At 60.7% G+C, this 11121-nt stretch carries 13 protein-coding genes and 1 pseudogene; 3 read left to right on the top strand and 11 right to left on the bottom strand.

Annotated features, from left to right (window positions below; all coding sequences use genetic code 11):
- Positions 1–123 (top strand): annotated as a pseudogene (locus ACS5Q1_RS33775) (IS481 family transposase); the annotation flags it as partial.
- A gap of 107 nt (positions 124–230) precedes the next feature.
- On the opposite strand, the gene lptB reads toward ACS5Q1_RS33775, so the two are convergent.
- The 5 genes from lptB to ACS5Q1_RS33750 all read right to left on the bottom strand — a co-directional run bounded on the left by lptB (position 231) and on the right by ACS5Q1_RS33750 (position 3877).
- A complete protein-coding gene (gene lptB, locus ACS5Q1_RS33770) occupies positions 231–1094 on the bottom strand; it encodes an LPS export ABC transporter ATP-binding protein (RefSeq protein WP_473102314.1) in 864 nt (287 codons plus the stop codon).
- 34 nt (positions 1095–1128) lie between these two features.
- Positions 1129–1773 carry an LptA/OstA family protein gene (locus tag ACS5Q1_RS33765; protein WP_473102313.1) on the bottom strand — a complete coding sequence of 215 codons (645 nt, stop codon included), beginning with the start codon at positions 1771–1773 and terminating at the stop codon, positions 1129–1131.
- Complete coding sequence (lptC, locus tag ACS5Q1_RS33760) at positions 1770–2564, bottom strand: LPS export ABC transporter periplasmic protein LptC (RefSeq protein ID WP_473102312.1); 795 nt, start codon at positions 2562–2564, stop codon at positions 1770–1772. Before lptC ends, ACS5Q1_RS33765 begins: the two co-directional genes overlap by 4 nt.
- 50 nt (positions 2565–2614) lie before the next feature.
- Positions 2615–3229 carry a ribonuclease D gene (locus tag ACS5Q1_RS33755; protein WP_473102311.1) on the bottom strand — a complete coding sequence of 205 codons (615 nt, stop codon included), beginning with the start codon at positions 3227–3229 and terminating at the stop codon, positions 2615–2617.
- Positions 3230–3436: 207 nt separating this feature from the next.
- On the bottom strand, positions 3437–3877 hold the full coding sequence (locus ACS5Q1_RS33750; protein WP_473102310.1) for a hypothetical protein: 441 nt from the start codon (positions 3875–3877) through the stop codon (positions 3437–3439).
- Positions 3878–4164: 287 nt separating this feature from the next.
- On the opposite strand from ACS5Q1_RS33750, the gene ACS5Q1_RS33745 reads away from it, so the two are divergent.
- Positions 4165–4716, top strand: coding sequence for a sigma-70 family RNA polymerase sigma factor (locus ACS5Q1_RS33745; protein ID WP_203441775.1), 552 nt, complete (start codon positions 4165–4167; stop codon positions 4714–4716).
- Between the two features lie 142 nt (positions 4717–4858).
- Here the strand turns inward: ACS5Q1_RS33745 and ACS5Q1_RS33740 are convergent, their stop codons facing one another.
- From ACS5Q1_RS33740 to ACS5Q1_RS33730, 3 genes are all read right to left on the bottom strand, one after another.
- Positions 4859–6946, bottom strand: a complete 2088-nt coding sequence (locus ACS5Q1_RS33740; RefSeq protein WP_473102309.1) for a PQQ-dependent sugar dehydrogenase — start codon at positions 6944–6946, stop codon at positions 4859–4861.
- Between the two features lie 297 nt (positions 6947–7243).
- Positions 7244–7759 carry an Hsp20/alpha crystallin family protein gene (locus ACS5Q1_RS33735; protein ID WP_473102308.1) on the bottom strand — a complete coding sequence of 172 codons (516 nt, stop codon included), beginning with the start codon at positions 7757–7759 and terminating at the stop codon, positions 7244–7246.
- Between the two features lie 78 nt (positions 7760–7837).
- Positions 7838–8320, bottom strand: a complete 483-nt coding sequence (locus ACS5Q1_RS33730; RefSeq protein WP_473102307.1) for an Hsp20 family protein — start codon at positions 8318–8320, stop codon at positions 7838–7840.
- Positions 8321–8552: 232 nt separating this feature from the next.
- Between ACS5Q1_RS33730 and ACS5Q1_RS33725 the strand changes: the two genes are divergently transcribed.
- The gene (locus ACS5Q1_RS33725) at positions 8553–8717 is read left to right on the top strand and encodes a hypothetical protein (RefSeq protein WP_203441779.1); all 165 of its coding nucleotides are present in this window, start codon (positions 8553–8555) and stop codon (positions 8715–8717) included.
- On the opposite strand, the gene ACS5Q1_RS33720 is transcribed toward ACS5Q1_RS33725, so the two are convergent.
- From ACS5Q1_RS33720 to hutX, 3 genes are all read right to left on the bottom strand, one after another.
- Positions 8714–9643, bottom strand: a complete 930-nt coding sequence (locus ACS5Q1_RS33720; protein ID WP_473102306.1) for a YihY/virulence factor BrkB family protein — start codon at positions 9641–9643, stop codon at positions 8714–8716. The two genes, ACS5Q1_RS33725 and ACS5Q1_RS33720, sit on opposite strands and share 4 nt — an antisense overlap.
- Positions 9644–9749: 106 nt before the next feature.
- Entirely contained in the window at positions 9750–10505 is a 756-nt protein-coding gene (locus tag ACS5Q1_RS33715; protein WP_473102305.1) for a HugZ family pyridoxamine 5'-phosphate oxidase, read from the bottom strand.
- A 116-nt stretch (positions 10506–10621) separates the two neighbouring features.
- Positions 10622–11119: a heme utilization cystosolic carrier protein HutX gene (gene hutX / locus ACS5Q1_RS33710; RefSeq protein ID WP_473102304.1), complete on the bottom strand. Its 498-nt coding sequence runs from the start codon at positions 11117–11119 to the stop codon at positions 10622–10624.
- Positions 11120–11121: the final 2 nt, after the last annotated feature.

The raw sequence follows: 11121 nt of genomic DNA, 5'->3' as shown, positions 1-11121 counted from the left end.
TTCGGCCGAAGGCTGAAGACCCTCAGGGGCCTCACACCCTACGAGTTCATCTGCAAATGCTGGACACAGGAGCCCAAACGCTTCACCTTTGACCCGGTCCATCAAATGCCGGGACTGAACACTTTAGAGCATCGGACCCAAAAGTGGATTTGCACTTTTGGGATCGATCCGATGCTCAATCCCTTAAGCGGCGCATCGTTCGGTGCAGAACCGGAGGTCTGCACGATGCGCTAGAGGCGGAAATCCTCGCCGAGATAGAGGCGCCGCACCTCTTCGTTCGACACGATGGCATCGGGCGTGCCCTCGGTCAGGACGCGGCCGGAATGGATGATATAGGCGCGGTCGATGAGGCCCAGCGTCTCGCGGACATTGTGGTCCGTGATGAGCACGCCGATGCCGCGCCGGGTCAGGTGCCGCACGAGGTTCTGGATGTCGCCCACGGCGATGGGATCGATGCCGGCGAAAGGCTCGTCGAGGAGCATGAAGGTCGGCTCGCCCGCGAGCGCCCGGGCGATTTCGCAGCGCCGCCGCTCGCCGCCCGAGAGCGCGATGGAGGGCGATTTGCGCAGGCGCGTGATGTTGAACTCGTCGAGGAGCGCATCGAGCTTGCGTTCGCGCTCCTTGCGGCTCGGCTCGACGATCTCGAGCACGGCGCGGATGTTATCTTCCACGTTGAGGCCGCGGAAGATCGAGGCCTCCTGCGGGAGGTAGCCGATGCCGAGACGAGCCCGGCGATACATGGGCAGGCTCGTCACGTCGTGCCCGTCCAGGCTGATGACGCCGCGATCCGCGCCGACGAGGCCGGTGATCATATAGAAGATCGTGGTCTTGCCTGCGCCGTTGGGGCCGAGCAGGCCGACGGCCTCGCCCGCGCGCACGTTCAGGCCTGCATCCTGCACCACAGTGCGTCCGCGATAGCTCTTCTGCAGACCCTTGACCGCCAGGATTCCAGGGCCGCCGAACACGGCTTCGCTCCCGGCGCGATGAAAGACATGCGGGCTCGACCCGACCGGATGGGGTTCCAGGAGGCTCACGTCGGAGGGACCGGTTTGAGAACGGTTGAAAAGCGGTTTCACAGGCTCATCGTCGATCATGAAAAAGGGGAAAAGCGGGAGATAACCTCCCGCTCTAGTTCGTGGCCGGCCTTTGCTGAGGCTTCGGCTTGGCCGCGCCTGCGGCAGGCGCGCCGCCACCGGCTCCGGTCGGGGCAGGCCCGCCTTGGCCGGGCACGAACAGCGCCCTCACGCGGCCGCCGGGCGCCGTCTCGATATTCGCCACGCCGGTATTGATGTCGTAGAGCACCCGCTCGCCCTTGGTGACGTTCGGCCCGTCGCTCAGGGTCGCGTTGCCGGAAAGCAGGATCTTGTTGGAGCCGCGGTCGAAGGTCGCGTTCTCGCCCGTCGCCACCTGGGTGCGCGACACGATGGTGACCGGGCCCTTGCAGTCGATCTTCTTGATGGCGCTGTCATCGGCCGGCTGCGCAGCCGGCGCGGCCTGGCCGCCATTCTGGTCCCGCTGCTCGTAGAACACGGTCATGACCGTGCACTTCATGGTGCTCTCGCCCTGAACCGCGACCACGTCGCCGGAGAAGACCGCGCGGCCTTCCTTGTCGAAGACGTCGAGCTTGTTGGCGTCGATCTTGATCGGCTCCTTGCTGGAGCCGAAATTGCCGAAGCCGACGGCGCGCTCCTTGCTGGCCTGGGCCCAGGCGGCCTGCATCGGAACCGGGGTGAGAAGCGCGATGGCCAGGGCGGCGCGTGTGAAACTCATCATGGACGGATACTTGTCTGTTGGGGTGCAGGCGCTGTTGAGCCCGTGCCGATTGCTTCCGAGGTGGGTGAGGCAGAGCCCGACGAGGGCTGGATGACGGTGCGGACACGGCCCTTGAAGCTCATGACCTTGCCATTGTCCGAGACATCGAGCCCCTCCGCCTCGATGGTGCCGTTGCCGAAGGACACGCTGACGGGATCCTCGGAGACCACCGAACCGGCCTTGAACCGCACGAAGGCCCTACGGAGCTTGACCTCATGGCCAGAGTCCGTGGTGACCACGATATTGTCGCGCAGCCTCATCGTCTCCTTCTTGGTGTCGAGGGTGCCGGAATCGGCCTGGAGCTTCGCGACGCTGCCGCGCTCATCGGTCACGATGCGCGCCCTGAGATCCTTGAGCTGCACGAGGTCGGGCTTGCGCACATCCTGCGTGGCCGCGCTGGCCGTCACCTCGTAAGGGCGGTTGTCATTCTTGAAGCCGTTCAGTTTCGGGCTTGCCATGGTGACGTTAGTGCCGCTCACTCCGATGGAGTCAAAGCTCAGATTCTCGATCTGCTGGAACGGGTTGTAGTAAGCCACAACGCCGACGCCGGCCATGCCCATCAGGGAGCCGAGGGGAATCGCAATCTTGGCAAACCGGACCCAGCGGGAATGGCGACGAGCCTTGTTGAAGGCGCGCGACCGTACAGCCGACCTCGAGGTCGGGCCATCACGCATCGTGGTGCCCTGAATTCCCGCCACCTTGTGCAACCCCTTCCGCCTCATCATCGGCACGGCGCCATGCCGGAGGGACATGGCGATGTTATGACGGATATGGGTTTTATGCGGGAAAGTTTAAGCGCGCGTCAAGAATGGGCGAAAATATCCGTGTCCGGCCAGCCGAGAAGGTCGAGCTGGGCCCTGGTCGGCAGGAAGCTGAAACATTGATGGGCAATGCCGAGCCTGTTCTCGCGCTCCAGCAGACGGTCGAGCTTGTCCTTCAAGGCATGGAGATGCAGCACGTCGGAAGCGGCGTAGTCGAGCTGGGCCGTGGTCAGGGTCTCCGCACCCCAATCGGAGGATTGCTGCTGCTTCGACAGTTCCACCCCGAGCTGCTCGCGCGCCAGATCCTTCAGCCCGTGGCGGTCGGTATAGGTGCGCACGAGCCGCGAGGCGACCTTGGTGCAATAGATCGGGCGCGGCATGATTCCGAAGGTATGGAAGATGACCGCAAGATCAAAGCGGGCATAATGGAAGATCTTGAGCACGCTCTCGTCGGAGAGCACGTGGATCAGGTTCTCCGGCAAAGGGCCGTCCTTGAGGATCTGCACCACGTCCGCCGTGCCGTCCCCCGTCGAGATCTGTACCACACAGAGCCGATCCCGATGCGGATTGAGGCCGAGCGTCTCGGTATCGATGGCGATCGCGGAACCGGGCTTGTAACTGGCGGGGAGGTCACCGCGATGGAAGCGTACTGTCATGGCAAATCCAAAAATGCGCTAGAGCTGCTTCCACGTGGGTGGAATCAGCTCTTTTCTATATCTTGCCGCATTTTTGACGGCGAACCGGAGCCACTTCGCCGAAAAATGCTCCAGACAAGCCTCTAACCTGTCTCGGCACCGGCTTCAATGGACGAGAAAAGCCCCGCATTAGGCGGAGCTTTCCCAGTGTCGACCTTTGGGAGGGCCTCAATAGCAGGTCCGGATCCGGCGCACGACCACACGGCCATAGGCATTGACGACGCGGCGACGCTCGAAGGCGCATCTCGGCGGAGCGTAATAGGCCGGACCATAATAGGGATTGGCCGCAGCACTTGTGATGGCTCCGAGGGCGAGGCCGCCGATCACACCGGCCGCAACCGCGCCGCCGTAGTTGGGACGCCGGTAATAGCCGTAGGGATAGCCATAGCCGTAACGACCGCCGTAATAACCGCGGCGCCCATAATAGCCGTAACGAGCACCGCCATAATAGCGGGGAGCATAATAGCGTTGTCTCAGTCCATGCGGAGCGTAGTAATCACCCTCATACCGACCCCAGCCCCGCTGGGCTTCGGCCGGAACGGTTTGAAAGGCCACGGCACCGACAAGAATAAAACCCGCACCCATCAAAGTCTTGAACGAAACGCCCATGGCGTCCTCCAATAACTGGAACTTTGATGACAACGGCATGCCAAGCCGCGATGTTCCGCTTTTGTCTTTGACGCCAGGGTTATAAGACCAAGCCAATTGCTCCCACTTAAGTGTTCGCGGACACGTCTTCGTGAGCAAGCTCTAGGATCTCTTTCCCTTGTCCCTCTGGCGATTTCCGGCCTAGGTTAAGCCTCTCTCAAGGGAACAATGCCAGACTTCGCATAGGTTAATGCGGCAAGCTGCTCGGGAGGGTCTTCTTACGGGTCCGAATCGGAGGAGTTGGAAGAGTGTCAGTCGAAAACTCCCTGAAGCAGCAGATGCTCAACGCTATTCCTCATCTGCGGGCCTTCGCTATCTCCCTCTCCGGCAGCGTCGACAGGGCGGACGATCTCGTACAGAGCACCCTGCTCAAGGGCTTGAGCAATCTCGACAAGTTCCAGCCCGGCACCAGCATGCAAGCCTGGCTCTTCACGATTCTGCGCAACGATTTTCTCACCCAGGCCCGGCGGAGCAAGCGCGAGGTCGAGGATCCGGAAGGATCGTGGGCCGAGAAGGTGGCGGTGATGCCCGAGCAGGGCGCGCGGCTCGATTTCACCGATATGCTCAAGGCCTTGAGCAAGCTTCCCGTCGATCAGCGCGAGGCCCTTCTGCTCGTCGGCGCTGAAGGCTTATCCTACGAGGACGCGGCACGAATCTGCGGCACCAATATCGGAACCATCAAGAGCCGGATCAACCGTGCCCGCAATCGCCTGTCGGAAATACTGAACCTCGATGCCGAGAACGATCTCGGCCCCGACAATCTCGTGAGGGCCGCTCTTTTCATGCACGCCGCACCGTGAGTGCTGGCTCACCAAATGACGCCGGCACTCACGGTGCTTCGTTCTTTGAGGAGCGCATCGTTGGACGCGGACCCAGAGGGCCGAGTCAGCGTAAACCTAGTCCACTTTTCGCTGGCGTGATCCGTCGGGTCCGCACGATGCGTTAGAGCAGAAACCAATCGGCCTTCACATCATGTAGGCCGGCAAGGCAGATCACAGCTTCAGCCTCGCCGTCTGCATCCGTGTTGAGAAAGATGAGTGTCTGTTCGCCATCGACACCAAAGCGCACCTGACCGGAACGGGTAAATTCGGCCGTTCCGATAAAGGTGAAGGCCTGCGCGCCATCCCGATCCTCCCTCGCGTCGATCTTCACCAGGTTCAACCGGTCGCCCTCGGTGCGATCGAAATCGAGCATGATGTCAGCACTCGATGCGGAGGAGCCGGTCTCCCCGGTGGATAGCCATGCGAAGGTATCGGCACCGGAGCCTCCCGTCAGCCGGTCGATGCCTGAGCCGCCTTCCAGCTTGTCGTCGCCTGCATTGCCCTCGATGTGATCATCACCACCATCGCCATGCAGATCGTCGTCGTTCGAGCCGCCCGCGATCGTATCGCCGCCTGCGAGGCCCCGAATGAGATCCTTGCCACCTAAGCCTGTCAGAACATTGCCGCTCGCGTTGCCGGAGATCTTGTTATCCAGCTTGTTGCCGGTCAGGTCGATCGCAGCCGTGCCGGAGGTGTTCGTCGTCCACAAAATCTCGACGGACATCGTATCCGCCAAGGCGAAGCTGACCTTGGTCCGAACGGTATCCTGCCCTTCCCCGGTTCTCTCGAGGACAACATCCTTGGCATTGTCGATGACATAGATATCGTCGCCGCGTCCGCCGATCATGCGGTCCTGTCCGATCCCACCGTCGAGGGAATCGTTGCCCGCCATGCCGTTCAGTTCGTCGTTTCCGGATCCTCCCAGAACATTGTCATTGCCGGCGCCGGCATAGATGACATCGTTTCCGCCGGCACCATCGAGCGTATCGGCCTGATCGAGAGAGGTGGTCTGGGGAGAGAGGCTGACGATATCGCCGCCGAAGCTCGCCATGTAGAGATTGCCGAACGCATCCTCACCGAAGACACCTGGCGTTCTGAATGTTGGCAGATCATCTCGAATATCAGCCGTTACATCGCTGACGGACCCGCCGATGCCACCCGTATCCATCGCCCAAATCCGCGACCAGCTCGGATCGGCGAAGAAATACTGGCCATGGAAAGCATCTTCCTGGCCACGATAGACATAGCCGCCGACCACGTATGATCCGGATCTGTGGTCATAGGCGTGAATGGGATTGGTGTAATACGGATAGGCATTCGGATCGAAGGGACCCTCTGTGCGGCTCCAGCCATAGTTCGCGCCAGGCTGGATCAGATTGACCTCCTCAAACTTTTTTTCTCCTACATCGGAAACATACAACTCACCGGTCGCGCGGTCGAAACTCCCTTTCCATGGATTGCGCAAACCTGCTGCGAAGATGTCCGTGCCCGACGCGTCGCCCGAGATGCCTGCAATCGTGGACGGGTTGTCCGTTGGGATGGCATAATTCCTGTTAGGGTCGCCAGGGAAATCGTCCCCATTCACGTTCAGGCGTAGGATCTTCCCGAAGGGATTATCGAGCCGTTGAGCATTGGCTCCGTTCCCGGCATCGCCAACATTGACATACAGATATCCGTCGGGCCCAAACCCGATCCAACCGGCCCGATGACGGTGGCTGCCATCTGGAAAATCGATCTTCGATACGACGTGTTTGCTATTCGGATCCGCTACGAGGGGATTGTCTGCCGATGTCATGTAGCGGCGGATTTCGACATCGCCCGCGAGAGTACTCATATAAAGGTAGACGTAGCCGTTATCGGCATGGTCAGGATCAAAGGCGAAACCGAGCAACCCTTGCTCCCCCTCGATATTGACCTCCGACGTCACATCGAGAAAAGGGACCGGGAGAAATTGCCTAGTATTGAGGTCGATGACCTTTACGATTCCTGTCTGATCGGCCACGAAGAGGTGGTCGGGATCGTTTGGTGAAGCCGTGATAGTCAACGGCACAGGGGTTTTGAATTTCGGTAGCGTGTAGGACGCAAGCTTTGTCGCCTGGATCGAAGTCGCCTGCGAATGAGCCGTGAAGCCGTAGATCACATCGGCAGAATCGGTGCCGCGAAGCGCATTCGACGTATTGTCACCATTGATGGTTGTTTTGCTGACCATGGGCGTTTCCTCTTCGTGAACGCCCCCACGCCATGGTCATAACAAAGGAAATCATTGACATAAATTATACGTTATAACTATTCGTAATCTGATTTCGACAGAACATCTTGACGGCATCGATTCCATGGCGATCGATTCCCTTGAGGCACCATCCCCTGATAACCCGGAGATTGCCTGATTTCCTCTAGGGAATTTACGCCTTGAGAGGACGTGCTTTCGCTTCAGACAGGGCTGAAGAACCAATGAGGTAGGTGCTCGGTCGAGGCGCCCGACGATCCGGGCGCCCCCTGATCACGATCAGTGTTTGGTTCCCTCGCCCGCGCGGTTGATGGCGATGCGCTTCACCTCCGGGCGGTTCTCGGTCGATTTGGGCATGGTCACGGTGAGAACGCCATTTCTGAAGGTGGCGTCGATCCTGTCTTCCTCGACGTCCCAGGACAGCGGGATGCGGCGCTCGAAGCGGCCATAATAGCGCTCGCTGAAGGCGCGCTCCTTGTCCTCGATCTCGGATTTCCTCTCGCCGCGAATGGTCAGGACGCCGTCACCCATCAGGACTTCGACATCCTTGTCCTCAAGACCGGGCAGTTCTGCGCAGACACGCACGTCCTTATCGGTCTCGACGACCTCCACATGCGGCCAGCCCGCCATGCGGTTGGTGCTGCCGGGCGAGGCCATGTCGAAGCCGCGGAAAACATCGTCGAAGAGGCGGTTCATTTCGCGATGCAGGGTCATGAAGGGATCGCCCTCGTCGCGATAGCGGCTCGGAGCCATCTGCTGGTTGCGAGCCCAGGGAATAAGATCACGCATGTTCATGGTGCCTTCCTCCTTCACTCAAGCTGAGGGTTGCGGCGCCGGCTTAAGGCCGGCGCTCTTTGAATGTCATGCTGAACTTCAAGCAGCCTTGCCGTGCTCGATCTGCTGCGGATGCCGGCCCGGACCTTTCGCGTCGGCACCGGACTTGATCTCGATCCGGCGCGGTTTGAGCGCTTCGGGCACTTCGCGCTTGAGTTCGACAGTCAGCAGGCCGTTCTCAAGATTCGCGCCCGTGACCTTCACATGATCGGCGAGGTTGAAGGTCTGCTTAAAGGCGCGGGTGGCGATGCCGTGGTGCAGATACTGCCTGCCCTCGTCCGAGTCCTTCCTCTGGCCCGTCACAAGAAGCTGATTTTCTTTCTGAACGAGCTCGATCTCATCGGGAGAGAAGCCTGCGATGGCCATCGTGATGAGGTACCGGTCCTCGCCTAGCTTCTCGATGTTGTAGGGCGGCCAGTTGGCCATGGACTCGACCTGGGCAGACTGGTCGAGCATGTCGAACAGCCGGTCGAAACCGACCGTCGAGCGATACAAGGGAGAGAAGTCGAAAGCTGATCTCATTACCATATCCTCCAATGAGCAACATGGACGTGAGAGCGCCGGACACCCGCCGGCGCCCGAAATGCCAAGCCTTTGAAAGGCCTCAGCAATATTGATTTTAGGAACGGATTTTCCGGATTTCAAGAGGAGACAGAAAGCCAATCATCATGGGTCGGCACGCCTTTGAAATTGGCTGGCCATCGCATCCGACGAGCGCTAGCATCCGGGCGCTTCGACCAAGGAAAGACAGATCATGCTCCGCATTCTCTCCCTTGCCGTCCTGACAGCTTTCGCCGCTCCGTCTCATGCAACGGAAGCTCCCAATAACGATCCCATCATGGCCCAGCAGCAACAGGCTCCGCAGCAGACCCCTAAACGGGATTGCGAAAGGAACCGGGACGAAGGCGTGAGCTCCTAGAGCTGCGGCACAGAGACTGGCTCATCATCCGGTGACGCTAAAAGGGGCTCCTCCGGCGCCTCATTGGCTTGTTTCCGCCGACGCAGAGCGGCGTTGAGCTCCGCCCCGAAGATGAAGATCGCGGCGGAAAGCTGCAGGAAGATCAGGGCCGTCAGGATCCCCGCCAAGCCTGCATAGGTCGATTTCAGGTGGGTCATGTTCGCCAGGAACTCGCCATAGAGGCTTGCTCCTGCGAGCCACAAGATCAGGGTCGCGGCGATGCCAGGCACCACATCCCAGGAACGCGGGCGGGTATCGGGCAGCCACAGATGGGTGGCGGAGAGCCCCATCACCAGAACGATGGACGCCAGGCCGTAGCGGACCACGTCATAGGTCGGGCCGAGGCCCTTGAGATCCGGCATGTAGGACACGGCCCAGCGCCAGATCGACGGCCATAGAACGACCAGGACCGAGGAGGCGACGAGCGCTCCTGCCCCGATCAGGATGAAGCCGATACCGATGAGCCTCGCCTGCCACCAGGGCCGGAAGCGTTCGACGCCATAGGCCCGACACAGGGCGACCCGAAGGCTCTCGACGCCGTTGGTGGCGACGAGCAGTGTCAGGACGATACTGATTGTCAGCACGTTCCTTCGTGGAATCAGAACCTTATCGGCCTCCCGCGCCAGAGGGCCGGCCACGCCTTCAGGCCAGAAATCGAAGAGCAGGTGGACGATATGCGTCGAGATGCGTCCCGCTCCGAGAAACGCCGCCAAGGCGGCGACGCAGATCAGGAACGGGAACAGGGCGATGACCAGCGAGAGAGCCACATGGCTTGCCATGGCCAACCCGTCGTTGCGCGCAAAGCTCCTGCCGGAATCGGCGAGGGCGGCAAGGATCGATCGGGCGCGGGGAGAAAAGGGGGCTAGTCGCATCGTCGGCTTGGACATCGTGGATCGGCGGACCGTGCGAACGAAGTTGCGCGATCCGGTCCCTTGATGCGGTCAAGGACGCCGCATGGCAAGACCCATGGTCGTCCCACCCGTCCTTGGACGTCTACGAGATCCGGCTTCGGGCCTCGTTCGCCAGTCGGATAAGCATCGGGCGCACCTCGTGCGGTCCCGTCAGGGCCTTTGGGAAGGCCAAGCGGAGGATTTCGTCGCCCAGTGCCATCTGGATGCCTTCGGGATCGATGCCGATCAGGTGCCATGTCCCCTCGCGGGCGCCGCAGAGCTGGGTGGCATAGAGCGATACCGCATCGCTGTGCTCCGCATTCATGTGCTCGACGGCTCCGGCTTCGAATTCATAGAAATCGAAGAATTCGGACATGTCGGCAAGCAGGTCCTTCGCCGTCATGCGATAGGCTCGGCCGAAGCCGCCATTGAGGCTGCCGGATGCGGTCTTGAGGCGCCAGAAGCTGAAATCGGGGAAGTCGACATAGAGCTCGGCCTTGGGATGCTGCAGCAGATAGCGGCGCCGGATGCTCTTCGTCTCATCCGTTGCCCGTTCCAGCCGCTCTGCCGTTGCCTGCAGCGTCAGGCGCGGATGCGCCAGCGGATCGCCCTTGCCGATGGAGGACAAAAGCAGGGAGCAGCGCGGATCGGCTTCCATCAGCTTCGTGTGCACTGAAAGCTGCGAGGTGAGGATGATGGGAGAACCATCGAGATCCGTTCCGACCTGAACGAGGCTTGCAAACGGCATGCCGCTTTCAGGATCGTTGGTGGCGAGCGCACCGGAGCGGGCGGTGCGCATCAGCCTTTTTGCAAGGGTGCGAGCTTCGTCATCGACAGGCAAAGTCGGGTCTTTCGCCATCTCGCGTCCTCCGGCTTTCGCTATCAGGGTTATATACCCTAGAGCGCCGGAACCAAAAGTGAACAACGCTTTTGGGTTTGGTGCTCGGCTCCTTAGTCGGAGCACTAATTGATGCGCTAGCGATGCCGTTCGCGAAGCGTCTCGAATCGAGCAAGCTGGTCCTCTTTCAGGCTCCGATCCTCGTTGCGGCCGACGAAGACCTTGAACATGACGCCGCCATCCTGGTTGACGAACTGCACCGAGCAGGAGCGCTTGCCGAAGAACGGCCGGTCGATGAAATAGACGAACCGGCAGCGGTCCATCCTCAGATGCCCGCCGATGGGGCTGTCGCCGTGAATGTTGAAATAGCCGCGGCCGAGGGATCCGGGCGGAACGCTGCCCTTGCACTCGAAGACGCCGTCGCGGGTGTGGATCACGAAGGTGATCTCGCCCCAGCCGGTCAGATCCTGCCAGATCTCTTCGAAGCGTGCGCCGTCGGCACGTTGCGTGTTCTCCGGCCCCAAGCAATCCAGCACGGCCTGCATGGGAACGGCGCGCTCTTCCGCGATCGTCTCGAGAATTCCATCCGGCTTTGCCGCAAGATCCTGCCGGATCAGCTCTTCTGCTGACGCCATTG

It is taken from the genome of Microvirga sp. GN3 (assembly GCF_055792825.1).
This window is presented reverse-complemented; position numbering and strand designations above follow the sequence as displayed.